The following is a 17,036-nucleotide window of genomic DNA, read 5'->3' on the forward strand; positions in this document are numbered from 1 at the left end:
CTTATTACCTTTGCCCCCCAGCGGAGTGCATGTGACATGAGCAACGATCTCGATACCTTCATCGCAGCCTACAGCGACAGCTTTGGCTATGCGTATGACAACAACATCATTCTCAATTGGTATCCCCAACGCATCATGGCGCTGTGCACCAAGGAGCAAAGCCTGCTGGAGCTTGGTGTCGGCCATGGCTTCAGCACCCACCGCTTCTCGCAGTTCTTCAGTGAGCACACGGTGATCGATGGCTCCGCGTCGGTGATCGCTCAGTTCAAGGCGCAGTATCCGGACAATGCAGCCGAGATCGTCGAAAGCTATTTCGAGACATTCGATACCGACAAGCGTTTCGACCTCATCGTGATGGGGTTTGTCCTTGAGCACGTCGATGATCCGCAGGCCATATTGCAAAAATTCAAGCATTACCTGGCGCCGGGTGGCCGCTGCTTCGTGCTGGTTCCCAATGGGGAGTCGCTGCATCGGCGGTTCGGTCATGCTGCCGGTCTGCTTGACGACATGATGGCGCTGGGTCGTGGCGATCTGGAGCTGGGCCATGTGCGCAGCTATTCGCTTCAGACCCTGACCGCTGAGCTGGAAACTGCCGGGTTCCAGGTGGCGCGCAAGGAAGGTGTCTTCCTCAAGCCCTTCACCACCGGACAACTGCAAGAGCTGCACCTGGGGGGCGACATCCTTCACGCGATGTGCACCGTGGGCATCGATTATCCGGAGCTCAGCTGTGCGCTGATGCTCGAAGCGACAGTCGCCCCATCATGAAAAGCCTGGTGATTGGAAGTACCTCGGTCATCGGCAAGGCGGTCGCCCAGGCCTTGTCGTGCCTTGGCCCCGTCAAGCTGGCGGGGCGCCGGGATGCCGATATCGCTTTCGACCTGAGCCGCCAGGAGCCCTTCGCGTGCGACGAGCGTTTTGACATTGTCGTGCTGGCCGCCGCAGATTTCGGCGGCCGCCAGCCGGACGATCTGGTCCGCGCCGAACTGGTCAACAGTGTCGGTACGCTGGCGGCCTGCCGCCTGGCCGAGCAATGTGGGGCTCGTCATTTCATTCTGCTTTCATCGCGTTCGGCGGGTGACCGGCCGACGGATCCCTATTTCGGCATCTATTCGCTTTCCAAGCGCCATTCAGAAGAGGTGGCGAGTCTTTATTGCCGGGAACGGGGCATGACCCTTAGTGTTTTGCGCATCAGCCAAGTCTACGACGACGGCGAACAGTGCAGGCTTCACCAGCCGTTGCTGTACGCCATCGCCGATAAGGCACAGGCGGGGCAGGGCGTCGAGTTGTATGGCAGCAACGACGCCAGGCGCAACTATCTGCACCTGAGCGATCTGACCGAGGTCTGCGTGCGGCTGGCAAAGCAGGGCATCCCTGGTTTGTATAACTGTGGTCATCCCGAATCTCCCCGTCTTTCGGCGATTGTCCAGGCTGCGTTCGAGGCGTTCGGCAAGCCGTTGGATGTACGCTTCCTGCCCGAAAAGGGTGATATCCCCGACCTTGCCCCTTTCGAGTGTGCGCACGAGCTGTACCAGCAGATCGGTTTCACCCCTCGAATCGACGTTCGCCGGGGCTTCGAGCTGATGAGAGCGCACAGGGAGGGGCTGTCATGAAGACCGTCATGGTGACTGGCGTAGGGGCCATCATGGGGTACGGCCTGCTCAAGTCGCTGCGTGAAGCGGCTCCTTCTGTTCGCCTGGTCGGCACTGATATCTACGACGACGCTGTCGGCCGCGCCTGGAGCGATGTCTTCGAGCAGGCCCCGTATACCGCAGCCTCCGAATATGGACAGTGGCTGGGCGATACGCTGGCCAGGTACAAGGTTGATCTGCTTATTCCCGGCATCGAACAGGACGTTCATTGGTTATCGGACAACCGGGCACTGCTGGCCCAATGGGATTGCCAGGTGGTGCTCAACAACCCGCATCTGATCGATCTTTCCCGGGACAAATGGGCAATGGACCAGGCGCTGGTAGCGTTGGGGGATCCCAGCCGTATTCCCAGCCTGCTGTCGGGGGATTTTCATTCGCTCGAGGCTGCCCTGGGGCTGCCGTTCCTGCTCAAGCCGCGCCGCAGTTATGCCTCCAAGGGGCTGGTCTGGGTACGCGAAGAGCGTGACTTTACGCCTCATGCGGCGCTGCTCGGCGATTACCTCATGGCGCAGCCCATCATCGGCAGTGCGGCCGATGAGTTCACCGTAGCGGCTTTTGGCGACGGACAGGGCAATACCGGGCCCACCATCAATTTCCAGCGCAGGCTGGCCTCGGATGGCTCGACCGCCAAGGCCTGGGTATATCGGGATGACGCTCTGGACCAAGTCGTGGCCAGGCTGTGCCGTGCCTTCAAGCCGGTCGGACCGACCAATCTGCAGTTCCGTCGCGGTCATGACGGGTCCTGGAGCCTCCTCGAGATCAACCCGCGGATCTCTTCGACCAGTTCGATACGTCGCGCATTCGGTTACAACGAAGCTGCCATGTGCCTGGATCATTACCTCGACGGCAAGACGCTGACCCAGCCGGCCCTTCGGGGTGGTTTCGCTGTTCGTTATATAGAGGATTTCATCGTCTATGATCGGGATCATTTCTGACATACACGGCAATTACAGTGCCCTGCGGACAGTGTTGGCCAAGCTTGACGAGTTGGGTGTGACGCACATTATCTGCCTGGGCGACACGGCCGGTTATTACAGCCAGGTCAATGAGTGCTGCGATGCCCTGCGCGAACGGAACATCTTTTCCGTGATGGGCAACCATGACTGGTACCTGGCCAGGAACGAGCGCTGTCCTCGCTCCAATAGCGCCAATGCCTGCCTGGATTATCAACGGGGCGTCATCACCTCACAGAACCTGGCATGGTTGGGGGCGCTCCCTGAGCGCTCTACCCAGCAAGACTTGAGCATTGTCCATGGCGGCTGGAACGATCCGCTGGACGAGTACGTGCGTCCGTCACAAGCGTATTTCATGCCGTTTCCCGGTCGTCATTTCGTGTCAGGCCATACCCATGTCCAGCACTTGTGGAGTGGCGAGGACAAGGTCTATTGCAATCCCGGTTCCGTCGGCCAGCCACGTGATGGTGATCCCCGGGCAGGTTTCGCCACTTGGGATGGCGAGATATTCCACCTGCATCGGATTGAATACGACATCGGTGAAACCCAAGAGGCAATGAAGGACGCGGGATTCACCCCGTATTTTTATGAAAACCTTGAAACAGGCAGCCAGATAGGTGGGCGGCTCAGTGCGGTTTAAGACTTCGCGCTGTGCACCACTGATGACTATGCCCACCCATGGAAGTTTGCAATGAGCCAAGAAACGATTGCCTTCAACAGCCCCTACATGACCGGCAGGGAGCTGGATTACATTGCCCAGGCCAAGTTCGGAAACATGCTCGCCGGTGATGGCCCATTCACCAAGAAGTGCCACCGCTGGCTGGAGTCCAATACTGGTTGCAGCAAGGCATTGCTCACGCATTCATGTACCGCTGCGCTGGAGATGGCGGCTTTGCTGCTGGATATCCAGCCTGGCGATGAAGTCATCCTGCCCTCCTATACCTTCGTCTCCACCGCCAATGCCTTTGTATTGCGTGGCGCAGTGCCGGTCTTCGTCGATATACGACCCGATACCCTGAATCTGGATGAGCGTCTGGTCGAGGCAGCAATCACATCCCGGACCAAGGCCATCGTGCCCGTCCATTACGCCGGGGTGGCCTGCGAGATGGATGCCATCCTGGCGATTGCCCGCAAGCATGGGCTGGCAGTGGTTGAAGACGCCGCACAAGGCGTGATGTCGACCTATAAAGGCCGAGCACTGGGCAGCATCGGTGACCTTGGAGCATTCAGCTTTCACGAAACCAAGAACGTGATTTCGGGTGAGGGCGGGGCTTTGCTGGTCAATGACCCCGAGCTGGCGCTGCGGGCCGAGATAATTCGGGAAAAAGGTACCGATCGCAGTCGTTTCTTCCGGGGCGAAGTAGACAAATACACTTGGCAGGAGGTGGGCTCGTCGTTCCTGCCCGGAGAAATCATTGCCGCCTTCCTCTGGGCCCAGTTGGAAGAAGCCCAGGCCATCACCCATCGCCGTCTGGCGATCTGGCATAGCTACCATGCCGCATTGGCGGAGCTGGAATTCCAAGGGGTGCTGCGTCGTCCGATAATCCCTGAAGATTGTCAGCACAACGCCCACATGTACTACGTGCTCCTCGCCCCGGGCGCAGAGCGCCAGGCGGTGCTCGATACGCTGAAAAGGCATGCGATCCATGCCGTGTTCCATTACGTGCCGCTGCATTCTTCGCCTGCGGGCGCACGTTATGGGCGGGTTCATGGCTCGATGGAAATCACGGATGGCTATTCCGAGCGTTTGTTGCGTCTGCCACTCTGGCTGGGCATGACCGACGACCAGCAAGGTCGGGTGGTGGAAACCCTGGGCAATGCCTTGATGAGAGCCTGACTGGCTGGTTGAAAGTATGACCGAGGTGTTGTCCTGCAAGGCCTCATTCGGCGAAACGCCGTGTCAGGGACCTGAGCTTCACTGACACACCTTGGTCTGGCCTCGGGGGTTGGCGGCCCTGTCGGGCCAGGAATATCCAGGCAAGTCGTGGGGGTGGCGGCTTGCGCTGCGCCTTAAATCGGACCTGTCCCTGGTCTGGCTTGTCCGTGATGGCCGGCGATGCCTCCAGCCTCCAGGCCAGCCCTTGCCACTTGGCGGCATGACACCGCCGGTTTTTCGTCTTCCATCGGTTGATGGCCTCCCTCTCGAAGTCCCTCAACCCCTTTGTTTGCCGGGCTTGGCGCCGTTAGGAAAAAGTTGGTCTGCAAATTGCTTGAGGCTGTGCAACACAGCAGTGGACGGCAAACGTCCGGCATGCAGAGGAACGAAAGTGGACAAGTACCTTTATGTGGCAATGACCGGCGCCAGCCAGAATGCGCTGGCGCAACGGGCCCATGCCAACAACCTGGCGAACATCTCCACCAACGGCTTCCAGAAAGACCTGGAGCAGGCACGTTCGATGCCCGTGTTCGGCGACAGCTTTCCGGCGCGGGCATTCGCCATGTCCGAACGTCCAGCCACGGACTTCACGCCGGGTGCACTGGTTGAAACCGGTCGCGACCTGGACGTGGCTGTCAGCGGGCCGGGCTGGATGGCCGTGCAGAACCCCGACGGGGGCGAAAGCTATGTGCGCACCGGCAGCCTGAACGTTGACGCCCTGGGCGTGCTGCGGGCCGGCAACGGCATGCCGGTCATGGGCAACGGCGGTCCGATCGCCGTGCCGCCGGAGCAGAAGATCGAGATCGGCCAGGACGGCACCATCAGCATCCGCGCCATGGGCGAAGGCCCGCGCGTGATGGCTGAGGTCGACCGCATCAAGCTGGTCAACCCGGACCCCAGGAACATGACCAAGGGCCTGGACGGCACGATCCGTACCAAGGACGGCCAGCCGGCGCCCATCGATGCCAATGTGCAACTGGTGTCGGGCTTCCAGGAAGCGAGCAACGTCAATGCCGTGGATGAGATGACGTCGGTGCTGGCCCTGGCCAAGCAATTCGAGCTCCACGTGAAAATGATGAACACCGCCAAAGAAGGCGACGAGGCCATGGCTCGGGTCTTGCAGATCTAACCATTAACTACAGCGTCGCGCCGAAAAACAGGCGTACGAGGAGAATCGAATGCTTCCGGCTCTATGGGTTGCCAAAACCGGTCTGTCCGCCCAGGACACCAACCTTTCCACCATTTCCAACAACCTGGCGAACGTGTCGACCACGGGCTTCAAGCGTGATCGCGCCGAATTCCAGGACCTGCTGTATCAGGTCAAGCGCCAGCCAGGTGCCCAGTCGACCCAGGACAGCGAGCTGCCGTCGGGCCTGCAAGTGGGTACGGGTGTGCGCATCGTCGGCACCCAGAAGAACTTCAACGCCGGCAGCCTGCAGACCACCGAGCAGCCGCTGGACATGGCTATCGACGGTCGCGGCTTCTTCCAGATCCTGCAACCGGACGGCACCACGTCCTATACCCGTGACGGTACGTTCCACCTCGATTCCAATGGCCAGATCGTCAACGCCAGCGGTTTCGCCCTGGAGCCGGCCATCATCATCCCGAACGATGCCCAGACCTTCACCGTGGGCCGTGACGGCACCGTGTCCATCACTGTGGCGGGCAACCCGGCCGCCCAGGTGATCGGCAACCTGCAGACCGCCGACTTCATCAACCCGGCCGGTCTGCAAGCGGTGGGCAACAACCTGTTCCTGGAAACCGCCGCCAGCGGTGCGCCGCAAGTCGGCACGCCGGGGTTGAACGGTTTCGGCACCACGCTGCAGAACACCCTGGAAACGTCCAACGTGAGCACCGTTGAGGAGATGGTCAACATGATCACCACCCAGCGCGCCTACGAGATGAACTCCAAGGTGATCTCCACCGCCGACCAGATGCTCTCGTTCGTTACACAGAATCTGTAATCACGTCAGGGCGACCCTGGGTCGCCTGCAACACCTAGAGGTAGGGTCATGAATCGCTTTGTATCTGTACTGGCACTGAGTGGGATCACCGCGCTCGCGGGCTGCGTCGCGCCTACGCCCAAGCCCAATGACCCGTACTACGCTCCGGTGTTGCCGCGCACGCCGCTGCCGGCCGCCGCCAATAACGGCTCGATCTACCAGGCCGGCTTCGAACAGAACCTGTACAGCGACCGCAAGGCCTTCCGGGTCGGTGACATCATCACCATCACCCTGAACGAGCGGACCCAGGCCAGCAAGAACGCCAACTCGCAGATCGACAAGACCAGCGAGACCAGCGTCGGCCTTACCTCGCTGTTCGGCTCCAGCCTGACCACCAACAACCCGATCGGCAGCAATGACCTGAGCCTCAACGCCGGCTATGGCGCCGACCGGGCCACCAAGGGTGACAGCAAGTCCGGACAGAGCAACAGCCTGACCGGTTCGATCACCGTGACCGTCGCCGATGTGCTGCCCAACGGCATCATCGTCGTGCGGGGCGAGAAGTGGCTGACCCTCAACACCGGTGACGAACTGGTGCGTATCGCGGGTATGGTCCGTGCGGATGACATCGCGACCGACAACACCGTTTCGTCGACTCGTGTGGCCGATGCGCGCATTACGTACTCGGGTACCGGTGCGTTTGCCGATGCGAGTCAGCCGGGCTGGTTCGACCGTTTCTTCCTCAGCCCCAAGTTCCCTTTCTAGGTGGTCAAGTTGAATCTTAAACAGCTGTTGCTCGGTGCCCTGGTCATGTCGGCGGCCTTCAGCGTTCAAGCCGAGCGCCTGAAGGATATCGCCAGCATCTCCGGCGTGCGTTCCAACCAGTTGATCGGCTACGGCCTGGTCGTGGGGTTGAACGGCACGGGTGACCAGACCACCCAGACGCCGTTCACCTTGCAGACCTTCAACAACATGCTGTCGCAGTTCGGCATCAAGGTGCCGGCGGGTTCGGGCAACGTGCAGTTGAAGAACGTCGCGGCGGTCTCGGTCAGCGCCGATCTGCCGGCGTTCGCCAAGCCCGGTCAGCAAGTGGATATCACCGTTTCCTCCATCGGTAACTCCAAGAGCCTGCGTGGTGGCACCTTGCTGCTGACGCCGCTCAAGGGGATCGACGGCAACGTCTACGCCATTGCGCAGGGCAACCTGGTGGTGGGTGGTTTCGATGCCGAAGGGCGCGATGGTTCGAAGATCACCGTCAACGTTCCGTCGGCAGGTCGCATCCCTGGCGGTGCGTCGGTGGAGCGTGCGGTGCCGAGCGGTTTCAACCAGGGCAACAGCCTGACGCTGAACCTCAACCGTTCCGACTTCACCACCGCCAAGCGCATCGTCGACAAGATCAACGACATGCTCGGCCCAGGCGTGGCCCAGGCCATCGACGGCGGTTCGATCCGCGTCACTGCGCCCCTGGACCCGAGCCAGCGGGTCGACTACCTGTCGATCCTGGAAAACCTGGAAGTCGATCCGGGCCAGGCGGTGGCGAAGGTCATCATCAACTCGCGCACCGGTACCATCGTGATCGGCCAGAACGTCAAGGTGTCGCCAGCGGCGGTGACTCACGGCAGCCTGACGGTGACCATCACCGAAGACCCGATCGTCAGCCAGCCGGGGCCGTTGTCCAACGGCCAGACCGCCGTGGTTCCCCGCTCGCGGGTCAATGCCGAGCAGGAAGCCAAGCCGATGTTCAAGTTCGGCCCGGGCACGACCCTGGATGAAATCGTCCGGGCGGTGAACCAGGTCGGCGCGGCACCGGGCGACCTGATGGCGATTCTCGAAGCCTTGAAGCAGGCCGGCGCGTTGCAAGCCGACCTGATCGTGATTTAAGGAACGAGCCATGGATATGCGCAAAGGTGCCTTGATCAGCGGGGATTCGGCTTCCTACTCGGACCTCAATCGCCTGAATCAGCTCAAGGTCGGCGACAAGAACAGCGACGGTAACCTGCGCAAGGTGGCGCAGGAGTTCGAGTCGCTGTTCATCGGCGAGATGCTCAAGTCCATGCGTTCGGCCACCGAGGTGCTGGGCAAGGACAACCCCATGAATACGCCCGAGGCCAAGCAGTACCAGGAAATGTACGACCAGCAGTTGGCCGTTTCCATGTCCCGCGAGGGCGGAGGCATCGGCCTGGCGGATGTGTTGCTGCGTCAGATGTCCAAGAACAAGCCCCTGGCATCGGGCGAGGCGGCCACGTTGTCGGCCGCCAAGCAGCAAGAGGCGCAGGATCAGGTTGCCAAGGCACCGGTGCCCACGCCTGTGGCTGCCGGAACCCTGTCCGACGGGCCTCTTTCGCGCACCAGCGGCCAACGTCCGCTGTGGGCTTCGCGGGCCGTGAGGGCACCGCAGGAAGCGGGCGAGGGTGGTCACCGCAACGACATGGAGCTGCTCAATCAGCGTCGCCTGGCCTTGCCGCCGAAACTGGCCGACCGACTGTTGGCCGGGCTGGTGCCTTCGGCTGTGGCCAATGGCAAGGTCAATGCCGATGCCCCCGCGATGAACATCCTGCCGGACCGCGCCGTTACCGGCGTCAAGCCTGCCTCTGGCGAATTGGCCAATGGCGACTGGTTGGCGACGCTCAAGGCCGCCGAGTCCAAGGGCGACATGCAGATTTACGGCCGCGCCGTGGCACAGCCGCCGCTGGCGCCGGCGCGCAAGGCTTTCCGCGATGCCGACGAGTTCGTCAACGCCATGTTGCCGATGGCCAAGGAAGCGGCAGACCGCATCGGTGTCGATCCGCGTTACCTGGTGGCCCAGGCTGCCCTGGAAACCGGTTGGGGCAAGTCGGTCATGCGCCAGCCCGATGGCAGCAGCAGCCACAACCTGTTCGGCATCAAGGCCAGCAAGAACTGGACGGGCGATTCGGCCCGGGCGATCACCAGCGAATTCCGCAATGGCGAGATGGTCAAGGAGACGGCCGAGTTCCGTTCCTACGCCTCGTACCGCGACAGTTTCCATGACCTGGTCAACCTGCTGCAAAGCAACAGCCGCTATCAAGATGTGCTGAAGTCGGCCGATAACCCGGAACAGTTTGTACGCGAGTTGCAGAAGGCCGGTTACGCCACCGATCCGAACTACGCCAGCAAGATTTCGAACATAGCCCGGCAGATGACGAGTTACCAAAACTACGCGTCGGCTGGCGCCACAACGACTTTATAAGGTCTGAACCATGAGTTTGCTCAATATCGGGATGTCGGGTCTGTCCGCAAGCCAGACCGCACTGGTAACCACGGGTAACAACATCGCCAACGTCGATACCGCCGGGTATTCGCGTCAGCAGACCGTGCAGACCACCAAGGCGTCGAACCAGTACGGCAACGTGTTCATTGGTTCCGGCACGACCCTGGCCGATGTGCGCCGGGTATATAACTCGTATCTTGAAGCGCAGTTGAAAACCACCACCTCGCTCAACAGCGATGCGGCGGCCTACCAGGGGCAGATCACTCCGCTGGACTCCCTGCTGTCGGACAGCGGTACCGGCCTCAACGGTGCGCTGACCAAGTTCTTCGCCTCGGTGCAGAACGTCAACGCCAAGCCGGGGGACGATGCGTCCCGCCAACTGCTGCTCAGCGATGCCCAGGCCTTGAGCAACCGTTTCAATTCGGTTGCCAGCCAGTTGACCGCCCAGAACGAGAACATCAACGGCAATCTGTCGAACATGGTCGACCAGATCAACAGTCTGGCCACCACTGTTGCCCAGTTGAACAAGAAAATCGCCGAAGTCTCCAACTCCGGCGGCGCGCCAAACGATCTGCTCGATGCCCGTAGCGAAACCATTCGCCAACTGTCCACGTTCACCGGCACCCAGGTCGTCGAGAACGGCAGCAGCCTGGACATCTACCTCGGCTCCGGCCAGCCACTGGTCATGGGCAATATCACCAATAAACTCGAGGCGGTGCCGGACAAGAACGACCCGGGTCGCATGGGCATCCAGCTCAACAGCGGCTCGAGTGTCATGGACCTGACCCAGGTAATTACCGGCGGTGAAATCGGCGGCCTGATGCGCTATCGCAGCACCGTACTGGATCCGGCCATGAACGAGCTGGGCCGGGTGGCACTGGTCGTCGCCGACCAGATGAATACCATCCAGGCTTCGGGCATCGACAAGAACGGTGCGTTTGGCTCCAACCTGTTCAGCAACATCAACAGCACTGCGCAGATGAGCCAGCGCAGCGTCGCCGCGCTGAGTAACAGCGCAGGTTCCGGCAACTTCAACGTGTCCATCGAAGACACCGGCAAGCTGACCACCAACGACTATAAAGTGACGTTCACCAGCGCCACTGGATATATCGTACAGCGCTTGCCCGACGGGACTTCGATGGGGGCATTCAGCACCACGACCACGCCGCCGCCGGTGATCGACGGTTTTTCGATGACGTTTGCCAACGGCACCGCGGCGGCCGGCGATTCGTTCAAGATCACCCCGACCCGCAACGCGGCGGGCAGCATCAAGACCGAGATGACCGACTCCAAGCGGCTGGCGATCGCGGCCCCGCTGGGCGCGGCCATTACGCCGGGCGGCAGCGGCACGCTGACCATTCCGGCCAGCGGCCAGCCGACCATGACGACCAAGCTGGACATCTATGATGAAGCTACCACCAGCATCATCCAGAACGGCATCAAGAACTCCATGCCGGTCAAGGTGGTGTTCGGTGCGACTTCGGCCGACGGCACAAGCCAGGCCTACCAGCTGCTCGACGCCCAAGGCGGTACGATCAGCAGCGGTACGATCAAGCCGGGCCAGAGCAACACCCTGAGCCTGAGCGTTCCGCTCAAGGACGCCAGTGGCAACCCGATCATGGATTCGTCCGTACCGCCGGTGCAGCGTACCGTCACGTTCGACATGTCCATTGCCGGCGCGCCATCCGAAGGGTCAGGCATCAATATCAGCCTCAGCCAGCCTGGCAGCCTGGATAACCGTAACGGCACCGTCCTGGCCGGCCTGCAAACCGCCAAGACCGTGGACACCGGCTCGTCCAGCAAGGGCATTTCCCTGAACGATGCCTACGGAAAACTGGTGGAAGGCGTTGGCGCCAAGGCCGCCCAGGGCAAGCTCGACAGCGCCGCCACCGGGGCGATCCTGAACAACGCCAAGACCGCTCGCGACTCGCTGTCTGGCGTGGACCTGGATGAAGAAACCGGCAACCTGGTCAAGTTCCAGCAGTACTACACCGCGTCTTCGCAGATCATCAAGGCTGCGCAACAAATCTTCAGCACATTGATCAACAGTCTTTAAGGAGCCGTAGCCCATGCGCATTTCCACCTCTCAGTTCTACGAAAGCACGGCTGCGAACTACCAGAAGAATTTCGCCAAGGTCGTCAAGACCAGTGAGGAAGCCAGCAGCCTGGTGCGGGTGAACACCGCCGCCGATGATCCGGTGGGCGCTTCGCGTCTGCTGCAACTGGGCAACCAGGCTTCGATGCTTTCCCAATATGAAGCGAACGTCACCACCATCAAGGCGACCCTGGGCACGACCGAAGCGGTCATGACCAGCATTGGCAACGTGCTGCAGCGCGCCAAGGAATTGGCCGTGAGTGCCGGCAACGCCGCCTACACCGACGCAGACCGCAAGGCCGTCGCTTCTGAGTTGGGATCGATCGAAGAGCAGCTGCTGAGCCTGATGAACACCAAGGATGAAAACGGCAAATACATCTTTGCCGGATCCAAAGGCGATGTCGTACCGTTCACCCGCAATGACGACGGTACCTACAGCTACAATGGCGACCAGGTGACCCTTGACCTGCCTATCGGCGACACCATGTCGATGGCCACCAACAGCACCGGTTGGGAAGCGTTCCAGCAAGCCGTCAACACCAGTCGCACCCAGGTCACCATGACCGCGCCGGCGGTGGATGATGGTCGCGTGGTGCTGACCAATGGGCAGGTGTCGTCCAGCGTTGCCTACAACGGCAAGTTTCGCAGCGGCGAGCCATACACCGTGGAGTTCGTCAGCGGCACCCAATTGAAGATCACCGATTCGGGCGGCAACGATGTCACCGCTGAAGCCAGCAAGGGTGGCGTCATCGAGCCTAATAACCAGGTCGGCCAGACCGTCAGCTTTCGCGGCGTCGACCTGACCCTGAACGTCAACCTTCATGCGGGCGACGCGCCAGGCACGGTGTTGCCCGGCCATACTTTTACCCTGGCTGCCAAACCCGACTCGTTCGCTCCTGCCCGCAGCCCGGGCAACACCACTGCGACCCAGATCACCGGTAGCGAAATCACCGATCCGGTGGCCTACCACGGCAGTTTTCCGACGGGGTCGGCGGTGCTGAAGTTCACCAGCGCCACGGATTTCGACCTGTATGCCGCGCCCCTGACCGCTGATAGCAAGCCGGTATCCAGCGGGACTCTGGCGGGCAACGTCGCCACCGCATCCGGCGTCAGTTTCACCCTCAATGGTGCTCCGGCGGCCAACGACCAGTTCAGCATCGCGGTCAATACCCACGAGACGCAGAACATCCTGGACACCGTGAACCAGTTGCGAACTGCTCTGAACACGCCGGCCGATGGCGACAATATCGCTATCCAGAAATTGAACGCGGCGCTGGCTTCGGGTATCGGTAACCTGGCCAGCGGAACCGACCAGTTGACCAGTGCTCTGAGCTCTGTGGGTGGACGCGGCCAGTCCCTCGATACCCAGAGCGATACCAACCAGAGCTTTGTCCTGGCGAATTCGCAAACCCAGTCGGCCATTCGTGACTCCGACCCGGCGGAAGTGATGACGCGCCTGACTTTGCAGCAGACTATGCTTCAGGCGTCGCAGTTGGCATTCAGCAAAATCAGTCAGCTGGGACTGTTCAACAAGATCTGATCCAAGGCGGGGGCCGTGATGCCAAGCACGGTCCCCGACCTGTTCCTTTACGATTCAGGACGTCCTGCTCTCGCCTGAGTTGACGCCCACCGGTTGAGAGCCATGCGTGTGAATTCAGCTCCTCTTGTCAGCATTGCCATCCCCGCGTTCAACCCACGCTTTTTCCGCCTCGCTTTGCAAAGTGCACTCGAGCAGACCTACGAGAACCTCGAGATTGTCATTTGCGACGATTGCCGCACTGATGAAATCGAGCAGATTGTCCAGGAGCTTGGCGCGGCTTCCGACGTTGCGGTGCGCTACCTGCGTAACCAGACTCGGTTGGGGTTCCAGCAGAACCTGTTGCGTTGCCTTGGAGAATCTTCGGGCGAGTTCATCAAGTTCCTTTGCGATGACGACCAATTGCTGGCGTTCTGTGTCAGTCAGCAGGCAGCCATTCTGCAGGAGCATGCGCAAGTCTCGCTGGTGATCAACAAGCATCACCTGATCGACGCAGACAACTATGCGTTGCCGGTCCGTGTTGAAAACACGGGCATCACGCAGTTCGATGCGATGTTCAATGGCAGCGACATGCTGGCGTATTTTGAGAAAACCACCCGTAATATCCTTGGCGGTTTAAGTGGCGCGTTGATGCGTCGTACCGATGTCGAGGCCTTGCTGCCAGCGTTGGCGCGACCCGGTGAAGGTTTCGAGGCGGTCCTTGATTTCGCCTTGTTTATCTGCCTGTTGCGCCGGGGAAACCTGGTCCAGCTGTACGCCGAGGGAAGCGGCCAGCGCTTGCATCCGGAGCGTCTGGCGCGTCAGGCCAAAATGCTTGACGCGGCAACGGTGGAGCTGACATGGCTCAAGGAAATGCTTGCCCAGCGCAGTGGCGAGCCGGCGCCAGCCAGCGGCTGGGTGCGTTACCAGGCGCTGGACCGGAGCAAGGAGCAGGAGGCGTCCGAGTGGGAAGAAATCAACGTCTACTCGGTGATTGCGACGCGGCAGGGCGTCATCGGCTCGCAAGTCGGCACTGACATCGAAAGCTATGCGGATCTTTATGTGCAGTGGTTGGCCTGTCGGCGTTTCAGCCCATTGCGCAAGCAAGTCTTGTCCCGGCAGATCGCCCGCTGGGCCTATCGTCCGAGGATCGTCCCGGTCATCATCGACGAGCAGGACGATCCTTATGCCTTGAGCATTACCCTGCAGAGTATCGCTGCCCAAGCCTACGCCTGCGAATCCGTGCTGCTGTTATCCAACGGCCGCCAGGCGCTGGAGAACCATGTGTTGCGCCTCGGCCTGCAAGCAGACTGGGCGCAGCAGCTCAACGGGCTGCTGCCTCAACTGGACGGTGCCGACTGGTTCTACCTGCTGCGTGCTGGCGATCGCCTGACCGAATCAGCGTTGCTGATAATGGCCGACCGGATTGTCAGCTCGCCGGGTGCGGCCTGTATCTACAGCGATGAAGGAGCGTTGGCGGATGAAAAATCGGCGGAGCCGATCTTCAAGCCTGACTTCAATGTCGACCTGATGCGAGGTTATCCCTATGTCGGTCGGACGCTGGCTTTCGAGCGCACGCGATTCCTGGCCTCGGGTGGATTCGATTCGAGCCTGGGCGAATTGGCGCCCCACGACCTGATCTGGCGCTTGGTGGAAACGGACGGGCCGCAGGTCATCGGGCATATTCCTGAAGTCCAGGTCGAGTCAACGTTTTCCTTCGCACAATGGCTGTCGCTGCCGGAAGTCATCGAGCAGAACGCCAGGTCGATCAGCGCTCATCTGCAGCGTATCGGCGTGCCGCACAAGCTCCACCCAGGGCCGCTCCTGGCGTTGGTACCACGCATCGAATATCTGTTCGCCGAGCGACCACTGGTGTCGATCGTCATCAGCGTCAAGGATGACCTGGGCGCGCTGGAGCGCTGCGTAAACAGCCTGATCAGCACGACCGCATACCCTCACTATGAAATCATCATTGTCGACAACGCCAGTGAAAACGCCGAGTTGCAGCATTGGCTGCGGGCCATGGCCGAGTTGGGCAGTGAAAAGCTGCGGATCTTCCTGCATCCGGGAAGTGCTAGCGAAGCAGTGCTGCGCAATTTCGCCGCACAGCAGGCTCGCGGCGAATACCTGTTGTTGCTCAACCCCAATTGCCTCCTGCTGGAAGCCGCCTGGCTGGACGAGTTGCTCAATCATGGGCAACGTCCCGAGGTTGGCATCGTGGGCCCCCGCACGCTCAACCAGCAAGGCCGGGTCATCGACTCGGGCATGATCATGGGGCTGGGTGGATTGGCGGGCCGGGCCTTCGTCAACGAATCGGTCACGTCTGGCGGCTATATGCAACGCTTGCAGACAGTGCAGAACTGGAGTGCCGTCGGCGATCATTGCATGCTGGTGCGCAAGCAGGTTCTGGAGGAGGTCGGTGGGTTTGATGAATCCATCACCACGCAGCGCATCAACTCTCTGGAGCTGTGCCAGCAGGTCGGAAAAAACGGCTACCTGATCGTTACCACGCCGTACAGCGATGTTGTGCTGGCACCTGGCGTGGAGGCCAGTCGTGACCCTTCGTGGAAGCAGCGGCTGGAGCACGAACAAGAGGCGTTCTATCAGCGCTGGTTGCCCAGGATCGCCAATGATCCTGCCTACAACCGTAACCTGACCCTGACCGGAAAGAGTTTCAGCCTGGAACCCGGCCCACGCACCGGATGGAATCCGTTGATCACCCGCAACGTACCGTCAATCCTGGGAATGGCGGTCAATACTTCAGCGGTGGGGCATTACCGGGTCAGTCAACCGTTGTTCGAGCTGGAGGCGGCGGGCCGAATAGTCGGTCGTGTTGCCTACGATACGCCTTCGATCATCGACATCGAACGCCAGTCACCGGATGTGATCGTGCTTCAAGGTCGCTATAACGTGGGCAAGTTCAAGGACATTACCCAAGTCAAGACCTACTCCAAGGCCATGCGCATCTACGAGCTGGATGATTACATAGCCAAGGTCCCGGAAAAAAACGAACACCGTCGCAATATGCCGGATAACCTCGAGGATCTGCTGCGCCAGGGAATCGGGCTATGTGATCGGGTAGTGGTTTCCACCCATCCGCTGGCGGATGTCTTGTCGAGCATGCACCACGACATCCGTGTGGTGCCGAATATGCTGGCCGCCGGCCTGTGGAACCAACTCAGGAGCCAGCGTGCGACCTCCGCCAAACCGCGTATCGGTTGGGGCGGAGGCACCAGCCACCGTGGTGACCTGGAGCTCATCGCCGATGTCGTCAAAGAGTTGGCTGATGAAGTCGAGTGGGTTTTCTTTGGCATGTGCCCCGATTTGCTCAAGCCCTATGTTCATGAGTTTCATCCTGGGGTGAGTCTGGCGCTTTATCCGGCAAAACTTGCCAGCTTGAACCTGGACCTGGCTCTGGCTCCGTTGGAATTTCATATTTTCAACGACTGCAAGAGCAACCTTCGCCTGTTGGAGTACGGAGCGTGCGGTTATCCGGTCATCTGTTCGGACACCGAAGCTTACCGGGGTCATTTGCCTTGCACTCGCGTTCTCACCAACAGCACGGAAGAATGGCTGGAGGCGATCCGTATGCACCTGGCGGATCCGATTGCCAGTTACCGGATGGGCGACGAATTACGTGAAGTGGTACTGCGCGACTTTGTATTGCGCGGCGATAACTTGCAGTACTGGGCCAATGGCTGGCTACCGGACTGACGGATTTCGATCCCGAAACTCCCGGTATCGCCGATGTGGCTTCACACTTTTTAAGGAATGA

13 protein-coding genes are annotated in these 17,036 nt (G+C 60.5%); all 13 read left to right on the forward strand.

From position 1 onward, the window contains the following. The first annotated feature begins 36 nt into the window (after positions 1–36). Positions 37–765 carry a class I SAM-dependent methyltransferase gene (locus tag AC1M7R_RS18880; RefSeq protein WP_072458144.1) on the forward strand — a complete coding sequence of 243 codons (729 nt, stop codon included), beginning with the start codon at positions 37–39 and terminating at the stop codon, positions 763–765. Next, complete coding sequence (locus AC1M7R_RS18885; protein WP_072458143.1) at positions 762–1,610, forward strand: NAD-dependent epimerase/dehydratase family protein; 849 nt, start codon at positions 762–764, stop codon at positions 1,608–1,610. The genes AC1M7R_RS18880 and AC1M7R_RS18885 overlap by 4 nt, the downstream gene beginning before the upstream one ends. Next, on the forward strand, positions 1,607–2,584 hold the full coding sequence (locus tag AC1M7R_RS18890; protein WP_072430247.1) for an ATP-grasp domain-containing protein: 978 nt from the start codon (positions 1,607–1,609) through the stop codon (positions 2,582–2,584). Before AC1M7R_RS18885 ends, AC1M7R_RS18890 begins: the two co-directional genes overlap by 4 nt. Further along, the gene (locus tag AC1M7R_RS18895) at positions 2,565–3,242 is read left to right on the forward strand and encodes a metallophosphoesterase family protein (RefSeq protein WP_490609824.1); all 678 of its coding nucleotides are present in this window, start codon (positions 2,565–2,567) and stop codon (positions 3,240–3,242) included. Before AC1M7R_RS18890 ends, AC1M7R_RS18895 begins: the two co-directional genes overlap by 20 nt. A gap of 51 nt (positions 3,243–3,293) precedes the next feature. Further along, the gene (gene rffA, locus AC1M7R_RS18900; protein ID WP_490609825.1) at positions 3,294–4,439 is read left to right on the forward strand and encodes a dTDP-4-amino-4,6-dideoxygalactose transaminase; all 1,146 of its coding nucleotides are present in this window, start codon (positions 3,294–3,296) and stop codon (positions 4,437–4,439) included. A 430-nt stretch (positions 4,440–4,869) separates the two neighbouring features. Beyond that, positions 4,870–5,607, forward strand: a complete 738-nt coding sequence (locus AC1M7R_RS18905; protein ID WP_072430250.1) for a flagellar basal body rod protein FlgF — start codon at positions 4,870–4,872, stop codon at positions 5,605–5,607. Positions 5,608–5,656: 49 nt separating this feature from the next. Further along, a complete protein-coding gene (gene flgG / locus AC1M7R_RS18910) occupies positions 5,657–6,442 on the forward strand; it encodes a flagellar basal-body rod protein FlgG (RefSeq protein WP_053154880.1) in 786 nt (261 codons plus the stop codon). A 48-nt stretch (positions 6,443–6,490) separates the two neighbouring features. Further along, a complete protein-coding gene (gene flgH / locus AC1M7R_RS18915; RefSeq protein ID WP_072389553.1) occupies positions 6,491–7,186 on the forward strand; it encodes a flagellar basal body L-ring protein FlgH in 696 nt (231 codons plus the stop codon). Between the two features lie 45 nt (positions 7,187–7,231). Beyond that, on the forward strand, positions 7,232–8,302 hold the full coding sequence (locus AC1M7R_RS18920) for a flagellar basal body P-ring protein FlgI (RefSeq protein WP_165887907.1): 1,071 nt from the start codon (positions 7,232–7,234) through the stop codon (positions 8,300–8,302). 10 nt (positions 8,303–8,312) lie between these two features. Beyond that, positions 8,313–9,629, forward strand: a complete 1,317-nt coding sequence (flgJ, locus tag AC1M7R_RS18925; protein WP_072389551.1) for a flagellar assembly peptidoglycan hydrolase FlgJ — start codon at positions 8,313–8,315, stop codon at positions 9,627–9,629. A 10-nt stretch (positions 9,630–9,639) separates the two neighbouring features. Further along, on the forward strand, positions 9,640–11,706 hold the full coding sequence (gene flgK / locus AC1M7R_RS18930; protein WP_072430251.1) for a flagellar hook-associated protein FlgK: 2,067 nt from the start codon (positions 9,640–9,642) through the stop codon (positions 11,704–11,706). Positions 11,707–11,719: 13 nt separating this feature from the next. Then, the gene (locus tag AC1M7R_RS18935; protein ID WP_072430252.1) at positions 11,720–13,285 is read left to right on the forward strand and encodes a flagellar hook-associated protein 3; all 1,566 of its coding nucleotides are present in this window, start codon (positions 11,720–11,722) and stop codon (positions 13,283–13,285) included. Between the two features lie 108 nt (positions 13,286–13,393). After that, positions 13,394–16,975 carry a glycosyltransferase gene (locus AC1M7R_RS18940; protein ID WP_490610486.1) on the forward strand — a complete coding sequence of 1,194 codons (3,582 nt, stop codon included), beginning with the start codon at positions 13,394–13,396 and terminating at the stop codon, positions 16,973–16,975. Positions 16,976–17,036: the final 61 nt, after the last annotated feature.

The sequence above is a fragment of the Pseudomonas sp. MS01C9 genome (genome assembly GCF_058202755.1).

Bases quoted from the DNA above. Each gene is read 5' to 3' on its own strand.
- AC1M7R_RS18880 (WP_072458144.1), top strand. From the start codon at position 37: ATGAGCAACGATCTCGATACCTTCATCGCAGCCTACAGCGACAGCTTT.
- AC1M7R_RS18885 (WP_072458143.1), top strand. From the start codon at position 762: ATGAAAAGCCTGGTGATTGGAAGTACCTCGGTCATCGGCAAGGCGGTC.
- AC1M7R_RS18890 (WP_072430247.1), top strand. From the start codon at position 1,607: ATGAAGACCGTCATGGTGACTGGCGTAGGGGCCATCATGGGGTACGGC.
- AC1M7R_RS18895 (WP_490609824.1), top strand. From the start codon at position 2,565: ATGATCGGGATCATTTCTGACATACACGGCAATTACAGTGCCCTGCGG.
- rffA (WP_490609825.1), top strand. From the start codon at position 3,294: ATGAGCCAAGAAACGATTGCCTTCAACAGCCCCTACATGACCGGCAGG.
- flgG (WP_053154880.1), top strand. From the start codon at position 5,657: ATGCTTCCGGCTCTATGGGTTGCCAAAACCGGTCTGTCCGCCCAGGAC.
- flgH (WP_072389553.1), top strand. From the start codon at position 6,491: ATGAATCGCTTTGTATCTGTACTGGCACTGAGTGGGATCACCGCGCTC.
- AC1M7R_RS18920 (WP_165887907.1), top strand. From the start codon at position 7,232: ATGTCGGCGGCCTTCAGCGTTCAAGCCGAGCGCCTGAAGGATATCGCC.
- flgJ (WP_072389551.1), top strand. From the start codon at position 8,313: ATGGATATGCGCAAAGGTGCCTTGATCAGCGGGGATTCGGCTTCCTAC.
- flgK (WP_072430251.1), top strand. From the start codon at position 9,640: ATGAGTTTGCTCAATATCGGGATGTCGGGTCTGTCCGCAAGCCAGACC.
- AC1M7R_RS18935 (WP_072430252.1), top strand. From the start codon at position 11,720: ATGCGCATTTCCACCTCTCAGTTCTACGAAAGCACGGCTGCGAACTAC.